Source organism: Erythrobacter sp. HL-111 (assembly GCF_900105095.1).
In the GTDB taxonomy this organism is placed as follows: domain Bacteria; phylum Pseudomonadota; class Alphaproteobacteria; order Sphingomonadales; family Sphingomonadaceae; genus Erythrobacter.
On sequence record NZ_LT629743.1, the window covers coordinates 2,041,457 to 2,061,359 of the forward strand.

General features: G+C 69.0%; 18 protein-coding genes and 1 tRNA gene. 10 read left to right on the forward strand and 9 right to left on the reverse strand.

Translation table 11 applies throughout. The features are described from left to right. Positions 1-52: 52 nt before the first annotated feature. The 3 genes from BLU08_RS09665 to glpX form a co-directional block, all read right to left on the reverse strand. Positions 53-424, reverse strand: a complete 372-nt coding sequence (locus BLU08_RS09665; protein WP_090198851.1) for a ribose-phosphate pyrophosphokinase — start codon at positions 422-424, stop codon at positions 53-55. 95 nt (positions 425-519) lie between these two features. Beyond that, a complete protein-coding gene (locus BLU08_RS09670; RefSeq protein ID WP_090198854.1) occupies positions 520-1,455 on the reverse strand; it encodes a ribose-phosphate pyrophosphokinase in 936 nt (311 codons plus the stop codon). Positions 1,456-1,605: 150 nt separating this feature from the next. Beyond that, the gene (glpX, locus tag BLU08_RS09675; RefSeq protein WP_090198857.1) at positions 1,606-2,646 is read right to left on the reverse strand and encodes a class II fructose-bisphosphatase; all 1,041 of its coding nucleotides are present in this window, start codon (positions 2,644-2,646) and stop codon (positions 1,606-1,608) included. Between glpX and BLU08_RS09680 the strand changes: the two genes are divergently transcribed. Further along, positions 2,645-3,337, forward strand: a complete 693-nt coding sequence (locus BLU08_RS09680; RefSeq protein WP_172800944.1) for a hypothetical protein — start codon at positions 2,645-2,647, stop codon at positions 3,335-3,337. The genes glpX and BLU08_RS09680 overlap by 2 nt on opposite strands. 15 nt (positions 3,338-3,352) lie before the next feature. Here BLU08_RS09680 and BLU08_RS09685 read toward each other — a convergent pair whose 3' ends face one another. Further along, positions 3,353-4,687 carry a homoserine dehydrogenase gene (locus BLU08_RS09685; protein ID WP_233995928.1) on the reverse strand — a complete coding sequence of 445 codons (1,335 nt, stop codon included), beginning with the start codon at positions 4,685-4,687 and terminating at the stop codon, positions 3,353-3,355. Between the two features lie 85 nt (positions 4,688-4,772). Further along, the gene (locus BLU08_RS09690; protein WP_090198866.1) at positions 4,773-5,645 is read right to left on the reverse strand and encodes a hypothetical protein; all 873 of its coding nucleotides are present in this window, start codon (positions 5,643-5,645) and stop codon (positions 4,773-4,775) included. 428 nt (positions 5,646-6,073) lie between these two features. Between BLU08_RS09690 and BLU08_RS09695 the strand changes: the two genes are divergently transcribed. The 4 genes from BLU08_RS09695 to BLU08_RS09710 all read left to right on the forward strand — a co-directional run bounded on the left by BLU08_RS09695 (position 6,074) and on the right by BLU08_RS09710 (position 8,813). Next, positions 6,074-6,739 (forward strand): energy transducer TonB, encoded by a 666-nt coding sequence (locus BLU08_RS09695; protein WP_172801015.1) that lies wholly within the window; start codon positions 6,074-6,076, stop codon positions 6,737-6,739. 76 nt (positions 6,740-6,815) lie between these two features. After that, the gene (locus BLU08_RS09700; protein ID WP_090198871.1) at positions 6,816-7,619 is read left to right on the forward strand and encodes a MotA/TolQ/ExbB proton channel family protein; all 804 of its coding nucleotides are present in this window, start codon (positions 6,816-6,818) and stop codon (positions 7,617-7,619) included. A gap of 172 nt (positions 7,620-7,791) precedes the next feature. Beyond that, a complete protein-coding gene (locus BLU08_RS09705) occupies positions 7,792-8,319 on the forward strand; it encodes a biopolymer transporter ExbD (RefSeq protein WP_172801016.1) in 528 nt (175 codons plus the stop codon). A gap of 35 nt (positions 8,320-8,354) precedes the next feature. Then, positions 8,355-8,813, forward strand: a complete 459-nt coding sequence (locus BLU08_RS09710) for a biopolymer transporter ExbD (protein ID WP_090198874.1) — start codon at positions 8,355-8,357, stop codon at positions 8,811-8,813. A 69-nt stretch (positions 8,814-8,882) separates the two neighbouring features. On the opposite strand, the gene BLU08_RS09715 is transcribed toward BLU08_RS09710, so the two are convergent. Then, positions 8,883-11,393 carry a ligase-associated DNA damage response DEXH box helicase gene (locus BLU08_RS09715; RefSeq protein ID WP_090198877.1) on the reverse strand — a complete coding sequence of 837 codons (2,511 nt, stop codon included), beginning with the start codon at positions 11,391-11,393 and terminating at the stop codon, positions 8,883-8,885. 307 nt (positions 11,394-11,700) lie between these two features. On the opposite strand from BLU08_RS09715, the gene BLU08_RS09720 reads away from it, so the two are divergent. Continuing rightward, positions 11,701-12,627, forward strand: a complete 927-nt coding sequence (locus BLU08_RS09720) for a BON domain-containing protein (protein ID WP_197676857.1) — start codon at positions 11,701-11,703, stop codon at positions 12,625-12,627. Positions 12,628-12,783: 156 nt separating this feature from the next. Here the strand turns inward: BLU08_RS09720 and pgmG are convergent, their stop codons facing one another. From pgmG to BLU08_RS09735, 3 genes are all read right to left on the reverse strand, one after another. Continuing rightward, a complete protein-coding gene (gene pgmG / locus BLU08_RS09725) occupies positions 12,784-14,211 on the reverse strand; it encodes a phosphoglucomutase/phosphomannomutase PgmG (protein WP_090198883.1) in 1,428 nt (475 codons plus the stop codon). 289 nt (positions 14,212-14,500) lie between these two features. Beyond that, a complete protein-coding gene (locus tag BLU08_RS09730) occupies positions 14,501-14,833 on the reverse strand; it encodes a molecular chaperone DnaJ (RefSeq protein WP_090198885.1) in 333 nt (110 codons plus the stop codon). A 4-nt stretch (positions 14,834-14,837) separates the two neighbouring features. Then, positions 14,838-15,683, reverse strand: coding sequence for a division plane positioning ATPase MipZ (locus BLU08_RS09735; protein ID WP_090198887.1), 846 nt, complete (start codon positions 15,681-15,683; stop codon positions 14,838-14,840). 129 nt (positions 15,684-15,812) lie between these two features. On the opposite strand from BLU08_RS09735, the gene panC reads away from it, so the two are divergent. The 4 genes from panC (at position 15,813) to BLU08_RS09755 (ending at position 19,799) form a co-directional block, all read left to right on the forward strand. After that, positions 15,813-16,679: a pantoate--beta-alanine ligase gene (gene panC, locus BLU08_RS09740; protein WP_233995929.1), complete on the forward strand. Its 867-nt coding sequence runs from the start codon at positions 15,813-15,815 to the stop codon at positions 16,677-16,679. 82 nt (positions 16,680-16,761) lie between these two features. Further along, a tRNA-Gly gene (locus BLU08_RS09745) sits at positions 16,762-16,835 on the forward strand. Between the two features lie 388 nt (positions 16,836-17,223). After that, positions 17,224-18,498 carry an amidohydrolase gene (locus BLU08_RS09750; protein WP_369816844.1) on the forward strand — a complete coding sequence of 425 codons (1,275 nt, stop codon included), beginning with the start codon at positions 17,224-17,226 and terminating at the stop codon, positions 18,496-18,498. Further along, positions 18,495-19,799 (forward strand): amidohydrolase, encoded by a 1,305-nt coding sequence (locus BLU08_RS09755; RefSeq protein ID WP_090198890.1) that lies wholly within the window; start codon positions 18,495-18,497, stop codon positions 19,797-19,799. Before BLU08_RS09750 ends, BLU08_RS09755 begins: the two co-directional genes overlap by 4 nt. Positions 19,800-19,903: the final 104 nt, after the last annotated feature.

The following is a 19,903-nucleotide window of genomic DNA, read 5'->3' on the forward strand; positions in this document are numbered from 1 at the left end:
CAGCGCCCCCCGGCGCGGTCCGCAGAGATCGCGGCACGGCCGCAAGCCCGCCCTAGTCCGCCTGGCGCTCCTGCCAGTGTTCGAAGGCGAGCCGCGGGTGCAGCGCGACATAGGCCTTCGCCTCCGCCCCCTCCCAGTCGAGCGGCCATTCGCCCGGCATCTCCCCGGCGAGGTGCGAGCGCGAGACGAACCAGCCCTGCCCCGGCAGCCCGTCCGACTGCCGCACGACCAGCACGGCAAGCCCCGGCTCGCCCGCGCGGCGCCCCTCCTCGTCGATCCGGTCCATCGCCGCGCACAGCTGACGCATCAGCGGGCGGGTGAAGGAATGGCCCAGCGCAAACAGCGCCTGGCTGTAGGTGAGCGGCGTGCGGGCGCGGGCGGCGCCGATCAGGAGCTCGCGGATCTCGTCGCGCTGGAGTGCCATCGGCCGCAACCATAGCGCGCTTTGACGAAGGCGGCAGCCTCAGGCGTTGACGCGAAACGCCCGAGGTCCCGGCCTTCGCCGGGAATCGCGCTTTTTCAGTCGAACAGGCTCGACACGCTGCTTTCGTCGGCGATGCGGCGGATCGCCTCGCCGATCAGCGGGGCGATGGTGAGGATGCGGATCTTGCCCGATTGCTCGGTCGCCTCGGTCGGGCGGATCGAATCGGTGATCACCAGCTCCTTCAGCTTCGACCCGTCGATTCGCGCCACCGCGCCGCCCGACAGCACGCCGTGGGTGATGTAGGCCGCGACCGAACGCGCCCCGTTCGCAAGCAGCGCATCGGCCGCGTTGCACAGGGTCCCGCCCGAATCGATGATGTCGTCGATCAGCACGCAGTGGCGGTCCGCCACGTCGCCGATGATGTTCATGACCTCGCTCTCCCCCGGGCGGTCGCGGCGCTTGTCGACGATCGCGAGCGGGGCGTTGTCGAGCCGCTTGGCGAGCGCGCGGGCGCGCACCACGCCGCCGACATCGGGGGAGACCACCATCAAATCCTGGTCGCCATAGCGCGCCTGGATGTCCGCGGCCATGACCGGGGCGGCATAGAGATTGTCTGTCGGGATGTCGAAGAAGCCCTGGATCTGCCCCGCGTGGAGATCGACCGCGAGCACCCGGTCGGCCCCGGCCTCGGTGATGAGGTTCGCCACCAGCTTGGCCGAGATCGGCGTGCGCGGCCCGGGCTTGCGGTCCTGCCGGGCATAGCCGAAATAGGGCACGACCGCGGTGATCCGCTTGGCCGAGGCACGGCGCAGCGCGTCGATGCAGATCAGCAGTTCCATCAGGTTGTCGTTCGCCGGAAAGCTCGTCGGCTGGACGAGAAACACGTCCTCGCCGCGCACGTTCTCGTGAATTTCGACGAAGACCTCCTCGTCGGCGAAGCGGCGGACGCTCGCATCGGTCAGCGGCATTTCGAGATAGGCGGCGATCGCCCGGGCAAGGGGCAGGTTCGAATTGCCCGACATGATCTTCATGACTGCGAATCCCCGTGTGGCGCTGGACGCCCCCCGCCTAGCGGCGCGTCACGGAAACGCAACAGAGGACGCCCGGTTGTCGTCAGGCGGAACGGGCGATCCGGCCGAATGTCCCGGCGAAGATCGGCCCGCCTTCCGGGGCGCCCCGCCTCAATCGCGCGGGACGGTGCGGTGGTCCCTGATCCTGTGTTCGCCCCGGATCCAGCGCACCGTGCCGGACGAAGCGCGCATCACCACGCTCTGCGTGGTCATGATGGTCGCGCCGGTCGCCTTCTTGCGGGTCTTGACCCCGGCCAGCAGCGATCCGTCGGTGACGCCCGTCGCGGCGAAGATGCAGTCGCCCTTGGCGAGATCGCCGAGCTTGTAGATCCGGTCGAGATCGGTGATCCCCCACTTGTGCGCGCGGGCCTTCTCGTCCTCGTTCCTGAACACCAGCCGCCCGTTGAACTGCCCGCCGACGCAGCGCAGCGCCGCGGCGGCAAGCACGCCTTCGGGCGCGCCGCCCTGGCCCATGTATAGGTCGATCGTCGTGTCCTGGTCGGTTACCGCGATCACGCCCGCGACGTCCCCGTCCCCGATCAGCACGACGCCGCAGCCAAGGCCGCGCAATTCGGCGATCAGATCGGCATGGCGCGGGCGGTCAAGCACGCAGACGATGATCTCGGAAGGATCGACGCCCTTGGCTTCGGCGACCGCGCGCACGTTCTCGCTCGGGGTCTTCGCAAGGTCGATGATGCCTTCGGGATAGCCCGGGCCGACCGCGAGCTTGTCCATGTAGACGTCGGGCGCGTTGAGGAGGCAGCCTTCTTCCGCCGCCGCCAGCACGGCGAGGGCATTGGGTCCGGCCTTGGCGGTGATGGTCGTGCCTTCGAGCGGGTCGAGGGCAATGTCGATCCTGGGCCCCTTCCCCATGCCGACCTTCTCGCCGATGTAGAGCATCGGCGCCTCGTCGCGCTCGCCCTCGCCGATCACCACGGTCCCGTCTATGTAGAGATCGTCGAAGGCGCGGCGCATCGCCTCGACCGCGGCGGCATCGGCGGCCTTTTCGTCCCCGCGCCCGACCAGCTGCGCGGCGGCGACCGCGGCGGCTTCGGTCACGCGGACCATTTCGAGCACCAGCACGCGCTCCATCGCGGAATCGACATTCTCGGTTTTTGCCGCCAGCATGTCGGTGGTAGTCGGAGTGTTCATGCGAAATGTCTTCCCTGTCGATTGCATGGCGCGCCCGCGCGGGCTTTCGATGAGGCGCCTGCGCGGGCTTAGGCCGATCCGTGTCGCCTTGTCGAGCGAAGGCCTGCGGACCGGGACGATTCTGCCGGCCTTCGCGGCCGCGCTGGCGGCCGCTGCCCCGCTGGCCGCGCAGGATGACAGGGCCGTGACGCCGGAAGCGAGCGAACCCGCCGCGCAGCGCGGGGAAGCGCGCCGCCGCCCGGCCCCGCTCGACATCATGATCACCGTGCCCGGGGGCGAGGTCAACGAGGCCGAACTGCGCGAATGCGAGGACGAGGCCGAGGCGGGCACGATCAGCGGCGAGATCGTGGTGTGCCGCGCGCGCGGTTCCTCGGGCGAGGAGCGCTTTTCCGGCCGGGAGGAGGCGCAGCGGCGCTACGCGCGGGAAACCGCCTTCCGCGACGCGCCGCCGCCGCCCGACCTGTTCGGCATCCCCGACAACGGCAGGGGCATCGGGATCGGCGGGGTCCCGCCGGCCGCGCTGCTCATCGACGTCGAGGCGCTGCCGCAGGCCCCCGCCGGTTCCGATGCCGACCGCATCGCGCGCGGCCTCCCGCCGGTCGGGCGGGACGAGGAGCTTTCGGAAGAGGAAATCCGCAGGCGCCGCGAGGCGCTGGGCCTGCCGCCGCCGAAGTTCGAGCGCAGGAAGTAATCGGGCGGGGAGGTCTCAATCCCGCAGGATCGGCAGCACCAGCGGCGCATCGGTCAGGCTGTCGGACCCTTCGAGCAGTTCGAGGGCCTTCGTCACGCAGCGTTCCGGCCCCTCGTGCGTCACCATCGCCACCAGCACCTCGCCCCCCTCGCGCGAGCGGCCGTGCTGGATCAGGCTTTCGATCGAAACGTCGGCATCGCGCATCGCCGCGGTGATCTCGGCCAGCACGCCGGGCCGGTCGTTGACGGTGAAGCGGATATAGGTGCGCTCGGTCCGGTGGCCGGGTTCGGCCGGCGGCAGGGCGGCAAGGCGCGCGACGGGGATCGAAAAGGGCGCGGAAACCTCGCTGCGGGCGATGTCGATGAGGTCGGCGACCACGGCCGAAGCGGTCGGCCCGTCGCCCGCGCCCGCGCCCTGGAACAGCAGGCGGCCGGAGAAATTGCCCTCGGCCACCACCGCGTTGGTCGGCCCGTCGACGGGAGCGAGCGGGTGGTCCTTGTGGACGAGGCAGGGCCGCACGCGCTGGAGCAGGCAGGGGCCGTTCTCCCCTTCCTCGACGTCGGCTTCCCCGATCAGCCGGATGACGAAGCCCAGCGCATCGGCCTGCGCGATGTCGGCCGCGCGGATCGGGCGGATGCCGCTGACCCTGACCGAAGCGAAATCGACCCGCGCGCCGAACCCGATCGCGGACAGGATCGCGAGCTTGTGCGCCGCGTCCACCCCGTCGATGTCGAAGCTGGGATCGGCCTCGGCATAGCCCAGCCTTTGCGCCTCGGCGAGCGTCTCGGCGAAATCGGCGCCGGTTTCCTCCATTTCCGAGAGGATGTAATTGCAGGTCCCGTTGAGAATGCCGTAGACCTTGGTCAGCGCATTGGCGCTGGTCCCTTCGCGCAGGCCCTTCACCACCGGGATGCCGCCCGCGACCGCCGCCTCGAACTTGAGCGCGACCTTCGCCGCCTCCGCCGCCTCGGCGAGGGCGAGGCCGTGATGCGCGATCATCGCCTTGTTCGCGGTGACGAGACCCTTGCCGCCCTTCAGCGCCGCGCGCGACAGGGCGAGCGCCGGGCCGTCCGCCCCGCCGACCAGTTCGACCACCACGTCAACGTCCGCGCGCGCGGCGAGCGCGGTCATGTCGTCTTCCCACGCGAAGGGGGCGATATCGACGCCGCGGTCCTTCGTCCGGTCGCGCGCGCTCACCGCGGTCACTTCGATCGGGCGCCCGGCGCGCGCGGCGATCAGGTCGCGGTTCGTGTCGAGCAGCCGGATCACCCCCGCGCCGACCGTGCCGAGCCCGGCGATCGCGATCCTCAGGGGGGCGATGCGGAGCGGATCGGTCTGGCTGTCGGGCACGGGCAAGGTTCCTGCTGCGGCTGCGAGGGGTCTTGACGCGCACCTAGCCGCGCCGCGCCTGCCGTCAAGCGGTTGCTGGGCGGCGTCAGCGCGCCTCGGTGACCCTGCGCCCGCATTCGCCGAGCTCCGCCCGGACCAGCGCGTAGTCCTCCTCGGCCAGCGCGCGCGCCGCGGGATCGCGCGCGAGATTGGCGCTGCTCGGCAATTCCGCCGGCAGGGCGCAGGCGAGGCGGTACCATTGCAGCGTGTCCGGCTCGGGCCGGCGGGCGGCGGAATCGATGATCTCGCCCCAGGACACCCCCCACGCCGGCGGCTGCCCCGGCCGGCGCAGCACGCTGATCGAGGCGGGCGAATCGCCGGTCGTCTCGAGGAATATCTGCGTTTCGGATTCGCCCGCGAGATTGCCGCGCACCGACAGCGCATCGGCCACCCCCGTGACCCGCGGCGGGGCGTCGGCGGCGACGAGTTCGCGCAGCACGCCGCGCACGCGCTCCTCCAGCTGCCGGGTCCAGGCGAACTGGCCCGCCTCATCGACGAGCACGATCGTCCCCGGCCTGCCCGCGACCGACTCGGCGAACAGCAGGACCTCGGTTTTGGCGAGTTTCGGCGGCTTGCCCTTCGCATTGGGTTCCACGTCCGCCAGCCAGGCGAGCGATTCGCGCACCCCGCTCCCCCCGCCGAGCAGGGCCTGCGCCTCGCCTTCGAGGTAAAGCCGCACGAATCCGGGCGCGAGGCCGGGCGCGCGTTCGGGCGGGACCGTGACCTGGTCCCGAATCCGCGCGCGGATGATAAGCTCGCTCGCCTCGGCCAGGGTGACGAGATCGGCGTAGGTCGGACCCTCCTGCGCCGGCGCGGCCGCGGCCTGTCCCGCTGCGGCACGGTCCTGGGCCAGCGCCGCCCCGCCCGCCGCCGCCAGCGCCAGGCCCAGTGCGGCCGCGCCGCCGCGGAGCCCGCGCAAAAGCCTGTTTTCATTTGTTAATACGAGGTTAAAGCGCATCATGATGTGTCCTCTCGGCGGCTCGCACGGGGCCGCTCAACGGGCTCCCCCTTCACGGCATCCTTATCAGGATCGTGGCCGTGAATCCGCCCTGAACCGATAAAGCGTTTGATCCCCTAGGGACCAGTCGTTAAAGCCCGCAAGGCCTGCGCCGGGGTTGGGGACCAAAGCCGGGGCAGCAAACGTGTCGTGCACGAAAACCGCAGGCGGGAGTATCTGACGGTTCTTGCATGGCCAGCCGGGTCAGGTCTGACTTCGTCAGCGGGGCAAGCCGCTCCCGGCATGGGAGGACCTATATTTGGGATTTCGCGCCTCGGCCTGCTTTACCGGGGGGGCGAACGAGTGTGTCGGCAATCTGTCGGCAGTAGTGATGGAGAGAAAGCGACTGGATGGCTTACGCTGACCAACAGATGAGTGGAAACAAGGCTGTTTCCATTGTTATCGTCGCGCTTATCCATGTGGCGGTCGGTTACCTGCTGATCTCTGGTCTCGCCATTTCGGCGGCCAAGAAGATCATCGAGCGGGTCGATACGTTCAACGTGGAAGAGCCGCCGCCCCCGCCGGAGGAGCCGGACGAACCGCCGCCCGAGGAGCCGCAGCAGGAAACCGCGCCGCCTCCGCCGGTCGCGCCGCCGCCGCCGATCAACATCGCGCCGCAGCCGCCGCAGATCCGCACGCAGCGGGAAATTCCCCCGCCGTCGCCGCCGGCACTGACTCTGCCGCCGCCCGCACCCGCGGCGCCGCCGGCGCCGCCTTCGCAGGCTCGCGGCGTGCAGCCCCGCAACCAGAGCCGCTGGGTGCGCCGGATCATCGAGGACTATCCTTCGCGCGCCCTGCGCCAGGAGGAAGAAGGCACCGTCGGCGTTCGCGTCACGGTCGGCGCCAACGGGCGGGTCTCCGCCTGTTCGGTGACCGCCTCGAGCGGCTCGAGCATTCTCGACGATGCCGCCTGCCGTTCGCTCCAGCGCTATGCCCGGTTCGAACCGGCGCTGAACGATGCGGGCGATCCGACAACCGGCAGCTGGGCCACCCGGATCACCTATCAGATCAGGTAGTAACGCGTGAGGGGAGCGAGGGCCCGCCCGGCCCGAGCGACCATTCGGGACACTTTTTTCAAGAGGACTTTTCGCAATGAACCTTTACATTCTCGCGGCCGCAGCCGCCGAAGCGCCGAAAAACGAATTCGGCTTCATGAAAGCGATGGAAGAGGGCGGCCCCGTCGCCTGGTCGATCCTCGCGGTCATGGTCATCATGAGCGTCGGCTCGTTCTACATCCTGTTCACCAAGCTGTTCGAACAGAACCGGGTGATGAAGCAGTACAAGCAGGTGCAGAGCCAGTTCTGGCGTGCCTCCAGCCTCAAGGAAGGCGCCGCCAAGCTCGAGAAGAACAGCGCCTGGCGCCAGATCGCCGACGACGCGATCGTCGCGCAGGAGCGCCATTCCAAGATGACCGACAGCCTCGAGGCGCATGACTACATGCACGGCTCGCTGCAGCGTTCGGAAGACTCGATCAATTCGAGCCTCGCCGGCGGCCTGCCGTTCCTCGCCTCGGTCGGCGCGACCGCGCCGTTCGTCGGCCTGCTCGGCACCGTGATCGGGATCTACCGCGCGCTCATCAACATCGGCATCGCCGGGAGCGCCTCGATCGACAAGGTCGCCGGCCCGGTCGGCGAAGCGCTGATCATGACCGCGATCGGCCTGCTGGTCGCGGTGCCCGCGGTGCTCGCGTTCAACTGGCTGCAGTCGCGCAACCGCCGCATCGCCGAGCTGCTCAACAGCTTCTCGACCGACATCCTCGCCTACATCTCGTCGGACGGCGCGGTGAAGCCCGCCGTGACGGCGGCTCCGGCCAAGACCAGCGGCGCGAAGCCCGCTGCGAAGAACGCCGGCACCACCGCCACCACCGCGGGCGGCGTGAAGGCCGGCTCGAAGTAAGCGCCATTTACCGAAGCGGGCGGGGAGCGGCGCTCCCCGTCCGCCCGGTAAACCGGCCGGAGCGGGGGTTTTCCCCACCCCCGGCCAGACAGGTCAGGCCGAACGGCGCGAGAGGGCCGGGAAGCCATCAAGCGGCCCGTCGCAAGACCATTCTCAAGGGTAGGAATTCACAATGGCGATTTCGATGGGAGGCGGGGAAACCCCGATGTCCGACATCAACACCACGCCGCTGGTGGACGTGATGCTGGTGCTCCTGATCATCTTCCTCATCGCGGTCCCGGTGGCGATCCAGACGATCGAGAAGCTGGAGATCCCGATCTTCGAGGCGACCGAATCGAAGGACAAGGTGGAAAACCTGCTGCTCACCGTCAGCACCACCGACCAGGCCGGCCGCAGCGCGGGCGAGCCGGGCTTCGCAGGCGCATCGCGCACGGGCGATTGCCGGGTCTATTTCAACAACATCACCCCCGTCTCTTCGGAAGAGCTCTACGACCGGGCCTTCAACCGGCTGGACCGGATCGTCACCCGCGCGGGCGGTCCGGAAGCGGTCATGCAGGATCCCGACGCGATCCCGCAGGTCCACATCCGCGGCGACGTCAACGCCCCGTGGCGCTGCGTGGCGGGGACGATCTACAACGTGCAGGCGGCGGGCTACCCGACCGTGGGCTTCATCTCGAACCCGGTCGATCCGGCCGGCTGATCGCCGCCCGAACGCGCATCAAGGAGTAAACTGACATGGGTATGACCGGAGGCCAGCTCGACGGCGAACCGATGCTCGACATGAACATGACGCCGCTGATCGACGTGCTGCTCGTTCTGCTGATCATGTTCATCATCACCATCCCGATCGCCACGCACTCGGTCGACATCGACCTGCCGCAGGGCGATCCGCCGCCGAGCGAGCTCGACATCGACCCGGTGAAGAACAAGCTGGTGCTGAACCAGCAGGACCAGATCCTGTGGAACGGCACGCCGATCACCCAGGGCGAGCTGGTGACGACGCTGCAGGAGACGACCGGCATAGACCCCGAGCCCGAACTCCAGTTCGAGCCCGAGGCGCTGGCGAGCTACGAGATCTCGGCCCAGGTGCTGCGGATCATCAAGCAGTCGGGCGTGACCAAGTTCGGCTTCGTCGGCAACGAGAAGTACCGCAGCTTCGGCACCGGCGGCCCCGCCGCGGGCGGCCAGCAGTAACGTTGCGATCATAAGCGAAAGTCCAAGGGGGCGGCATCCGAGAGGGTGTCGCCCCTTTTCGTTGGGGCGTCACTCAACCTCCTCGCGCTCCGGCCCCTCGCGCCTGCCTTCCCCGGGCGCGATCCGCATCGCTTCGGCGACCAGCGCCTCGGCCTCGATCAGCAATTCGTCGTCGACCGCACCCTGCGGCACGGCCTCGCGCCCGATCATCGTCATTACCGGCACGGCGAGCGGGCTGACGCGGTCGAGTTCGACATGGACCAGTTCACGCTCCGACCGCTCCAGCAGGTCCGCCAATCGCCCCACGTCGGTCATCCGCGCCCGCGCATCGGCCCATGCCGCCTCCAGCAGCACGTGGTCCGGCTCGTATTTCCGCAGAACGTCGTAGATGAGATCGGTCGAAAAGGTCACCTGCTTGCCGGTCTTCTTACGCCCGGGATGCTGCCGCTCGACGAGGCCCGAGATCACCGCCACTTCGCGAAAGGCGCGGCGCAGCAGGTGGCTTTCGGTCACCCACTGGGTGAATTCGTGCGTGAGGATATCGGGCGAAAGAAGGGGCGCGGGATCCCTGACCGGCTTCAGCCCCCACACGGCGAGGCAGTAATCATTCGCGACGAAGCCCCCCGGCAACAGGCCCCGATCCTCCATCCGCCGCGTGATCAGCATCCCCAGGCTCTGGTTCGCGTTCCAGCCTTCGAAGGTGTAATAGGCGCTGTAATGCTTGCCCGCGTGGGGGAAGCTTTCGACCAGCAATTCGCCCGGCGCCGGAAGCCGGCTGCGATAATCCTGCATCTCGAGCCATTCGCGCACGTCGTCGGGAAAGCGGCTCCACCCCGCGCGGTCGGTCAGCATGGCCTGCACCCGCTCCGCCAGGTGGGTGGTGAGCGGCAGGCGCAGCCCGCCATAGGAGGGGATGGTGGCGCTCTTCTTCGCCGCGCGCACGATCACATCCATGTCCTTCACGCTTTCGACCTCGAGGCTCATCCCGGCGAAGAAGAAGGTGTCCCCGGCGGCAAGTTGCGCGGCAAAGCGTTCCTCGACCTTGCCGAGGCTGCGCCCGTTGCGGAAGCGCACGGTGAGCATCTCGGAATCGACGATGATCCCGGCGTTCATCCGGTGGCGCTGGGCCTGCTGCGCGTGGGCGAGCCGCCACGTGCCGTCCCTGCCGCGCACGATGCGCTTGAACCTGTCATAGGCCTTGAGCGCGTAGCCCCCGCTTTCGACGAAGGAGAGGACGCGCGCGAATTCCTCCCGGCCGAGCCAGGCATAGGCCAGCGAGGTGCGGATTTCGGCGAGCAATGCGTCCTCGTGGAACGGCCCCGCGCAGGCGCAGGCCATGACGTGCTGGGCGAGCACGTCGAGCCCGCCCGGGCGGAACTCCTCGCCGTCGCGCTGGCCTTCGTCCACGGCGTCCTTCGCCGCCATCGCCTCGAGGAATTCGAAGCGGTTGCCCGGCACCAGCACCGCCCGGCTCCGCGTGTCGAGCCGGTGGCCCGCCCGCCCGATCCGCTGGAGCAGGCGCGAGGAACCCTTGGGCGCGCCCATCTGCACCACGAGGTCGATATCGCCCCAGTCGACGCCGAGATCGAGGCTGGCCGTGCACACCAGCGCGCGCAATTCCCCCGCCGCCATCGCGTCCTCGACCCGGCGGCGCGCTTCCTTGGACAGGCTGCCGTGGTGGACGCCGATGGGCAGGTGATCCTCGTTCGCCTCCCACAGGCATTGAAAGATGAACTCGGCGAGGAAGCGCGTGTTGGTGAAGACGAGCGTGGTGCGGTTCGCCTTGATCGCCTCGTAGAGCTGGCCCACCGCCCAGCGCCCGGCATGGCCGCCCCAGGGCACGCGCTCCTCGATCGGCAGCAGGATCTCGACATCGGGCTCGGCGCCCTTTTCGCCCAGCACGAGATCGGCGGCGCGGATCTCGCCCGTCCCGTCGTCGGCCTGGGGCGCGAGCCATTCGCGAAAGGCGAGCGGGTTCGCCAGCGTCGCCGACAGCGCGGCGCGCCTCGCCCCGGGGGCGATCCCGTGGAGCCGCGCGAGGGCGAGCGCAAGCAGGTCGCCGCGCTTGCCGGTGGCGAAGGCGTGGATCTCGTCGATGACGATCCGCTGCAAGCCTTCGAACAGGTCGAGGCTTTCGGGGTAGGACAGCAGCAGCGACAGGCTCTCGGGCGTCGTCAGCAGGACGTGCGGCGGCGCTTGGCGCTGGCGCTTCTTGGCATCGGAGGAGGTGTCGCCCGAACGCGTCTCGACCCGCAAGGGCAGGCCCATTTCCTCGACCGGGATCAGAAGGTTGCGCTTCACGTCATGGGCCAGCGCCTTCAGCGGCGAGACATAGAGCGTGTGCAGGCCGCCGGGTGGCGCCTTGCCCGCGAGCGCGGAGGGGGCGAAATCGCACAGGGTCGGCAGGAACCCGGCGAGCGTCTTGCCCGCCCCCGTATCGGCAACGAGCAGCGCGTCGCGCCCCGCGCGGGCCTTTTCCAGCATTTCGAGCTGGTGGCGCCGGATGCGCCAGCCGCGGCCCGCGAACCAGTCCGCGATCTCGCCCGGCACGGCGGCGGGAACGGCGGGCTCGGCATTCATCGCGGCGCGCCTTCGCGAAAGGCCTCGCAAGGCCGGGCCGCGACGCGCGCGCCGGCGTCAAGCACGCGAATCCCGCCGCTGTCGCACGCAATGCACCGCCTGTCCCGATCACCATTTTCCAACATATGTTACCGTCTTTCGACTTTCGCCCAGCCGCGTCGCGAAAGCGCCGGATCGTGGACCTTGCCGCTGCCGCCGTGCGTTTTTCCAATGTCTTCGCGGCTCCGAATCCGCGAAGACGCACCCGGCGGGGATGCTGCCCGTCCGGCCGGGGGCTCCGCAAGGGCAGCCTTGGAGGAGATTCATCATGGCCGATCAATACAACGACCAGCCGCGCCATCGGCACCGCGACACGCAGCACGACCAGTTCGAAGCCCGCGACGACGGCCAGTATGGCGAAGGCAGCGACCACTACGGCTCGCGCGAGCGCGGCTATGGCCGCTTCGTGGATCCCTACGAAGGCGACCTCGGCCGCAGCCGCTACGACCGCGACGATGTTCGCAGCTATCCGCAGGACCGCGACCGGCTGCGGGCGCGCACCGACGACGATGCCCGCTGGGGCACGATGGAGGGCCGCGAATGGGGCGCTGAACGCCATAACCGCGTCGGCGGCGGCCGCTCGGGCCGTCGCAACCCGGACCCCGTCCCTCCGATGCAGGGCCGCGGGCGCGCGCGCGGCTACGACGATTACGGCGGCTCCGACTACCACGACGATTACGACCCGCGCGGCTACACCTGGCGCACCTACCATGATGATTACGACGATCGCGGCTACGGCGGGCGCGGCTATGGGGGCGGGCGCGGCTACGGCGGCGAACGCTACCGCGAGCGCGAGCGCGACCGCGGCTTCGTCGACAAGGCCGGCGACGAGGTGTCGAGCTGGTTCGGCGATGACGATGCCGAACGCCGCCGCCGGTGGGACAAGCGCGAGGACCATCGCGGGAGAGGCCCGGCCAATTACTCGCGCTCGAACGAGCGGCTGCTGGAGGATGCCTGCGAGCGTCTCACCCACGACCCGCGGATCGACGCGCGCCAGATCAGCGTCACCGCCAAGGACAACGAGATCACGCTCGACGGCCACGTCTGGAGCCGTTCGGAAAAGCGCGAGGCGGAGGACTGCGTCGGGGAAATCTCGGGCGTGAAGCACGTCCAGAACAATCTGCGCATCGCCGAGAGCGACGAGGACATGCAGAACGACAACCGCAACACCAGGACCGCGACCGACCGCAAGTAAGGCGGGCCGGCTATCCGGGAAGGGCTCCGTCCGCGCGGCGGGGCCCTTCCTGTATCGCGGCCCGGCCGGCTTGGGCGCGGTGGGTTTCGGCGGCGTCCGCTTGCGACGCGCGGACCGCTGCCTTCATCATCCGCGCCTTGGCCGCTCCCTCCAAGCTCAGTGCGCGACGCCTTCCCCGCGTTCGAGGCCCGAGAGCGCGAGCTGTTCGTCGATCTGCGCCATCAGCCGCGCGAGCCCTTCCTCGGTCTCGCTTTCGGCGCGCGCGACCAGCACGTCCTGCGTGTTCGAGGCGCGCAGCAACCACCAGCCGTCCCTCGTCGTCACCCGCACGCCATCGGTCGCGTTGACGTCCTCGACCTCCGGCCCGGGATCGGTCCTGAGCCGCTCCGATACCTCGGCAATGGCGGCGAACTTGCGGCTCTCGTCGACCTGGAAACGCATTTCCGGCGTGTTGAGCATGGCGGGCATGGCCGCGCGCAGCTCCGTCACCGATTTGCCGAGTCGGGCCGAGGCCGCGAGCAGGCGCACCCCGGCGTAGAGCGCGTCGTCGAACCCGTAATAGTCGTCGGCGAAGAAGACGTGCCCGCTCATCTCTCCCGCGAGCGGCGCACCCGTTTCCTTCATTTTGGACTTGATCAGCGAATGGCCGGTCTTCCACATCAGCGGCACCCCGCCGTGCCGTTCGACATGGTCGAACAGCGCGCGGCTCGCCTTCACGTCGGCGATGATCGTCGCGGGCGCCGCGCTGTCGGGGCGCCGGGCGAGCAGGTCCTCGGCGTAGATCATCAGCAGCTGGTCGCCCCAGATCACCCTACCCGTTCCGTCGATCGCGCCGATGCGGTCGCCGTCGCCGTCGAATGCCACTCCGAAATCGAGCGTGTTCTCCGCGACGAGCGCGCGCAGATCGGCCAGGTTCGCCTCCACGGTCGGATCGGGATGGTGGTTGGGAAAATGTCCATCGACTTGCGTGTAGAGAAGATGATGCTCTCCGGGCAGTTTCTCGACCAGCCTTTCGAGAGCTGGGCCGGCCGCGCCATTACCCGCGTCCCAGCCGACCTTGAGGCCGGCGAGTTTGTCGATCTCGATCCCGGAGAGGCCTTCGAGAAGGCGCTCGACATACTCGCCCATGACGTCGCGTTCGGACACTTCCCCCGCGCCGCTGGACCAGACCCCCTCTTCCGCGATTTTCCCGAGCTTCTGGATGTCGGCCCCGAAGAACGGGCGCCCCTGAAATACCATCTTGAAGCCGTTGTAATTGGGGGGATTGTGGCTGCCGGTTACCTGAATGCCGCCATCTATCTCCTCGCTTGAGGCTTCGGCGTAATAGAGCATCGGCGTCGGCCCCAGCCCGATCCGCACGGCATTGCACCCGCCCGAGGTCAGCCCTTCGCACAGCGCGTGCTCCAACATGGGCGAACTCACCCGCCCGTCATAGCCGACCGCGACAGTCCTGCCTCCCGCCTCGCGCAGCAGGGTCGCAAAGGAGCGCCCGATCGCCCGCGCGTCGTCGGGGCCGAGGGTTTCGCCGATGATTCCGCGAATGTCGTATTCGCGCAGCACGCTTGCATCGAATCTATGGGTCATGATCGGGTTCTTTTCCGCCCTCTTGCTGGCGGCCGCCGGGGGGGGCCGCGTTCGTCCGTCTCGCGCGGGGGAGAGATCCGCGCGCATCGCCCTTGTTCAAGCGATGAAAGCCCGCTTGTTTCCCCCCGTGCAGCGCCCCTGCGCGCGCGCTCCGTGCGGCCTTGGACGCGATTTGTGTCAATACCGCGATTGGCCGCGCGCGCAAAGCCGCCGGAGCGAGGCAGCCCCTCGCCTCGCCTCGCCTCGCTTGGCCGGGCCGGGCAGGTCCGGGCGGGCCGGTCCGATGCGATCAGCTGCGGTCGCCGCCCTTGCGGACCGCGCCGCTGCGGCCTTCGTCCGGCCCGTCCGAAAGATCCGCCAGCAGCAGGTCGCGCGCCTCGTTCGCCTCGTGCACCTCGGCCGAGGAGCCGCCGCGATCGGGATGGACCCGGGCGAGCAGCCGCTTGTGCGCGGCGACGATCTCTTCCCTGCGCGCCCGCCTGCTCACGCCGAGCAGGTGCCGCGCCCGCGCCAGTTCCCGCTCGCGCCCGGGCCGCGCGAACAGCGCCTCCCACGGCCAGCTCCCCAGCGCCCAGCGCCACACCACCACCGCCAGCAGGAGTATGATCGCCGCCTTGATCATCGCCTCAGGCGAGCTCCAGCCGGGGCGCGAGCGATTCGCGTTCGGGCAGGTTCAGCATCTTCACCAGCGCGCGCAGTTCCTGCCGCGCGACGAGGTGGCTCGTGCCGAGTTCGCCCAGCTGCCCCTTGTCGAGCAGGGTGAGCCCCGAGGGAAACAGCTCGCGGTAGATCACCCGTTCCGACAGGCCCCGCGTCACGCGGAAACCGACCCGGCGCGACATTTCCGCGAGCGCCTTCTCGATCCGGGCGCGGTTGCGCGCCTCGACATGGCCGGTGCGGTTCCTGACCACGATCCAGTCCATTTCGGGGCGCTGCTGTTCGATCGTCGCCCGGCTGCGGCGCATCCGCGCCTCCCACACGAGCTCGGCGAAGAAGGAGAGCTTCCTCACCTTGAAGGTTTCCCCGTCGACCTGTCCGATGAGGTCGAAATCGACGAAGCTGTCGTTGAGCGGCGTCACCAGCGTGTCGGCGTTCTCCACCGCGGCGCGCACGAACGGATCGTCGCGGCCCGGATTGTCGACGATCAGGTAATCGCAGTCCCGTTCGATCCGGGCGAAGGTCCTCAGCAGTTTCTCGACGCTGTCCCCGGTGAACACCCGGCAGGCCGGGGTCGGCAGGGTGAGACCGCGCAGCTCCATCGTGCGAACGCGGTTCTCCATGTAGCGAAAGGAGGTGCGCTGACGCGGATCGAGGTCGAGGATCGTCACCCGCGCACCGAGATAGGCGAGCGCGACCGCGACGTGGACCGCCGTGGTCGACTTGCCCGTGCCGCCCTTTTCGTTGGCGAAGACGATCCGATGCGCGGGCCTGTCGGCCGCGGCAGCGTTCCGGTCGGAGGTTTCGTCAGACATGGCGGCGGTGCTTCCCTTCGTGCGCCCTTCGCCCCTTTCCGCGCGGCCCGGCTTGTGAAGCGGGCCGGCGGGTGCTTAGGGGATCAAGGAACCAGTAACCATGCAAAGTCTACCGGCGGAGGGGAACGGGTGCAAATCGCAAGCACGCTCGATGTGTTGAGAAAGGCGCTCGCCGCGCTGCAAGAGGGCGGCGCCACCATCGGCTTCGTCCCGACCATGGGCGCGCTGCACGAAGGCCATCTCGCGCTGGTCCGCCGCGCGCGGGAATCGTGCGACCGCGTGGTCGTCTCGATCTTCGTCAACCCTGCCCAGTTCGGCCCCAACGAGGACCTTGCCGCCTATCCCCGCCAGCTCGCCGAAGACACCGCCATGCTCGAGGCGGAAGGGGTCGCCCTGCTCTGGGCGCCCGCGGTGGAGGTGATGTACCCCGCGGGCTTCGCGACGGTCATTTCGGTGAAGGGCGTGAGCGAGGGGCTGTGCGGCGCCGCCCGGCCCGGCCATTTCGACGGGGTCGCGACCGTGGTGGCCAAGCTCTTCCACCAGGTCCGGCCGGACATGGCCTTCTTCGGCGAGAAGGACTACCAGCAGCTCGCCGTCATCCGCACCATGGCGCGCGATCTCGACCTTGCCCGCCCGCACGCGGACGCCATCATCGGCGTGCCGACCGTGCGCGAGGCCGACGGGCTCGCGATGTCGAGCCGCAACCGCTATCTCTCCCCCGGCCAGCGCGCAGCCGCCGCGACCCTGCCCGCCGCCCTCGGCGAAGGCGTGGCCGCGATCGAGGCGGGCGAGCCGGTGCGCGAGACGCTGGCAGCCCTGGGCGGGCGGCTGGTCGCGGCCGGGTTCGAGGCGCCCGATTACGTCACGCTCGTCGATGCCGCCTCGCTCGCCCCGCTCGACGCGCTGGGCGACGCGCCCGCCCGCGTGCTCGTCGCCGCGCGCATCGGCGGCACGCGGCTGATCGACAACATGGCGGTGAACGCGCGGCCCGGCTGAACGCCCCGGCATCCGCGCGCAGAATCGGCGTTGACCTGCGCGCGCTTTCGGTGGCATTGCGGCCCCCTGCCGAGCAGCGCCTGCGGGTATAGCATAGTGGTAATGCTCCAGCCTTCCAAGCTGGCCAGGCGGGTTCGATTCCCGCTACCCGCTCCACAATCCCCGGAAAGCTCCGCGCGGATCACGGGTGACACGCCGCCATGCGAACAGGGCGATGCGGACCCTCGCGTCGCCCGAGCCTTCCCGAACGCCGCGCATCGGCTCGCGAGGCCGGGGCGACCATTGCTTCGGACGCCCGTTTTCGTCAAACGGGATGGACATCGGGCTTGGGGGCCGCCAAACCTTGCCCGCGCTCGAAACGCGGAGAACAATCTGAATGATAATCGTGAATTCTCGCAAGGCCGGCACAGGCGTTGGTCGCAAGGCATTCGGCCTGGTTTCAGGCACGCTGGCATCGGCCCTCGCGCTGACCGCCTGTGCGACGACCGGGATGGCTAATGCAGGAGACGGCGCGGCCGAAGCCGAACGGCCCGAACTGGCCGCGATGAGCGAGGCCGAAGGGCCCTATCCTTCCACCTACAAGCCCTATCCGGGGGTGGCGACGGCGCTGGTCGGGGCGACCATATATGACGGCGCGGGGAACCGGATCGACGACGGCACGGTGCTTTTCCGCGACGGAAAGATCGTGGCCGTGGGCGACGCGACCCTGTCCACCGAAGGCTACAGGGTGCTCGATGGCACGGACAAGTTCGTGACGCCGGGCATCATCGACATCCACTCGCATCTCGGCGATTATCCCAGCCCCTCGGTCGACGCGCACAGCGACGGCAACGAGGCGACCGCTCCCACCACGCCCGATGTCTGGGCCGAGCATTCGGTCTGGCCGCAGGATCCGGGCTTTTCGCGGGCGCTCGCCAATGGCGGGGTCACCGCCCTTCAGGTCCTTCCCGGTTCGGCCAACCTGATGGGCGGACGATCGGCGACGCTCAAGAACGTGCCGGCGCGCACGGTGCAGGAAATGAAGTTTCCCGGCGCGCCCTACGGCTTCAAGATGGCCTGCGGCGAGAATCCCAAGCGTGTGTACGGATCAAGAGGGCGCAAGCCCTCGACCCGGATGGGCAATCTCGCCGTCGCCCGCCAGACCTGGCTCGACGCCATCGACTACGCCAACGACGAGGACGCCGGGCGCGATCTCGGCATGGAAACGCTGGCGGGGGTGCTCAGGGGCGAAATCCTCGTCCACAACCATTGCTATCGCGCGGACGAGATGGCGCTCGTCATGGATATGGCGAAGGAGATGGGATACAGGGTCGCCGCCTTCCACCACGCGGTCGAAAGCTACAAGATCGGCGATCTGCTGCGCGAAAACGATGTCTGCAGCGCGATCTGGGCGGACTGGTACGGCTTCAAGATGGAAGCCTATGACGGTATCCTCGAAAACGCGGCGCTGCTCCACAAGGCGGGCGCGTGCGTGGTCATCCATTCCGACGACGAAAACGATATCCAGCGCCTCAACCAGGAAGCCGCCAAGGCGCAGGCCGCGGGCAACCGGCTGGGCCTCGACATCCCCGATGCGACCGCGATCGGCTGGATCACGCTGAACGCGGCCAAGGCGATGGGGATCGACGCGATGACCGGCAGCCTCGAGCCGGGGAAGATGGCCGATGTGGTGCTCTGGAACGGCGATCCGCTCAGCGTCTATTCGCGGCCGGAGAAAGTCTGGATCGATGGTGCCCTGATGTTCGACATGATGGATCGCAAACGCCGCCCGGTGAGCGATTTCGAGCTTGGCCAGCCCGGCGAGGGAGACGTGAAATGAAGCCGCTTCTCGCGCTTGCCGCCTCCGTCCTCGCCCTGGCCGCCAGCCCGGCGGGCGCGCAGGACATCGTCATCACCAATGCCAGGGTCGTGCTGGGCGACGGCAGCGAGCCGATCGAGAACGGCACGGTCGTCGTGCGCGGGGGCAAGGTCGTCGCCGCGGGGGCCGACGTGGCCGCGCCCGGCGATATCGAAAGCATGGACGCGGGCGGTGCCTGGGTGACCCCCGGCCTGTTCGCCACCGTCACCACGCTCGGCATCTGGGATGTCGGCGCGGTCGGCGAATCCAACGACCAGCGCGCGGGCGGGGCCCCGTTCAGCGCCGCGCTCGAAACGGCGCCGATCGTCAATCCCGAAGCGCAGCACGTCCTGGTCCATCGCGCGGCCGGGATCACCCGCGCCGCGACCTCGACCTTGCCCTCGGCCTCGATCTTTTCGGGGCAGGGCGCGATCATCGATCTCGACAGCGACAGGTCTCCGGTGATGAAGGCCAACGCCTTCCAGATGGTCGAGCTTGGCGAACGCGGCGGGGCGATTGCGGGCGGCAGCCGGGCGGCGACCCATACGCTCTTGCGCGCCGCGCTGCGCGAGGCGAGCAGGGATCGGCGCGACACGCCCCGCACGCAGGATATCGGGCGCGGGGGCGATGTTCTCCTGAGCTCTTTCGATGTCGAGGCGCTGCGCGATGTCGTCACCGGCGCGCAGCCGCTTTACGTCCACGCCGAACGCGCCGCTGACATTCGCGCGGCGCTTGCGCTCAAGAGCGAATTCGCGGATCTCGACCTCGTGCTCGTCGGCGCGAGCGAAGGCTGGCTCGTGGCCGACGAAATAGCGCAGGCGGGCGTTCCCGTGATCGCCGACGGGCTCGACGACCTGCCCTCGACCTTCGAGCAGCTCGCCGCGACACAGAGCAATATCGGACGCATGAAACGCGCCGGAGTGACCGTGGCGATCAACGCATCGGGCCTCAACCACGCACGCCGGCTGACGCAGGTGGCCGGCAACCTCGTCGCCCTGACGAAGGTGCCCGGCGCTTCGGGGCTCAGCTGGGGCGAAGCCTTCGCCGCGATCAGCTCGGTCCCGGCCGAGATCAGCGGGATGGGCGGGATGGCCGGCGTTCTCAAGGCCGGAGCGCTCGGCGATGTCGTGATCTGGGACGGCGACCCGCTCGAAGTCGGATCGATCCCGACCCGCGTCTATATCGGCGGGGTCGAGCAACCGCTCGAAAACCACCAGAGCCGCCTGCTCGATCGCTATGATGACGGAAATGAAGGCTCGCTGCCCAAGGCCTATGACTGGTAGGGCCTATGACTGGCAGGGTCTATGACTGGTAGGGATTGACGGCTGCGGGGAAGGCGTCGCGGCGCCTGTCTTGTCCGGTGGCTGGACGCGGCTGGTTTCCGGTC

Coding starts and splice junctions, on each gene's coding strand:
- BLU08_RS09750 (WP_369816844.1), top strand. CDS start 17,224: ATGAGCGAGGCCGAAGGGCCCTATCCTTCCACCTACAAGCCCTATCCG.
- BLU08_RS09705 (WP_172801016.1), top strand. CDS start 7,792: ATGGCGATTTCGATGGGAGGCGGGGAAACCCCGATGTCCGACATCAAC.
- pgmG (WP_090198883.1), bottom strand. CDS start 14,211: ATGACCCATAGATTCGATGCAAGCGTGCTGCGCGAATACGACATTCGC.
- BLU08_RS09720 (WP_197676857.1), top strand. CDS start 11,701: ATGGCCGATCAATACAACGACCAGCCGCGCCATCGGCACCGCGACACG.
- BLU08_RS09700 (WP_090198871.1), top strand. CDS start 6,816: ATGAACCTTTACATTCTCGCGGCCGCAGCCGCCGAAGCGCCGAAAAAC.
- BLU08_RS09730 (WP_090198885.1), bottom strand. CDS start 14,833: ATGATCAAGGCGGCGATCATACTCCTGCTGGCGGTGGTGGTGTGGCGC.
- BLU08_RS09755 (WP_090198890.1), top strand. CDS start 18,495: ATGAAGCCGCTTCTCGCGCTTGCCGCCTCCGTCCTCGCCCTGGCCGCC.
- BLU08_RS09680 (WP_172800944.1), top strand. CDS start 2,645: ATGCGAAATGTCTTCCCTGTCGATTGCATGGCGCGCCCGCGCGGGCTT.
- BLU08_RS09735 (WP_090198887.1), bottom strand. CDS start 15,683: ATGTCTGACGAAACCTCCGACCGGAACGCTGCCGCGGCCGACAGGCCC.
- BLU08_RS09670 (WP_090198854.1), bottom strand. CDS start 1,455: ATGAAGATCATGTCGGGCAATTCGAACCTGCCCCTTGCCCGGGCGATC.
- BLU08_RS09715 (WP_090198877.1), bottom strand. CDS start 11,393: ATGAATGCCGAGCCCGCCGTTCCCGCCGCCGTGCCGGGCGAGATCGCG.
- BLU08_RS09695 (WP_172801015.1), top strand. CDS start 6,074: ATGGCTTACGCTGACCAACAGATGAGTGGAAACAAGGCTGTTTCCATT.
- glpX (WP_090198857.1), bottom strand. CDS start 2,646: ATGAACACTCCGACTACCACCGACATGCTGGCGGCAAAAACCGAGAAT.
- BLU08_RS09665 (WP_090198851.1), bottom strand. CDS start 424: ATGGCACTCCAGCGCGACGAGATCCGCGAGCTCCTGATCGGCGCCGCC.
- BLU08_RS09710 (WP_090198874.1), top strand. CDS start 8,355: ATGGGTATGACCGGAGGCCAGCTCGACGGCGAACCGATGCTCGACATG.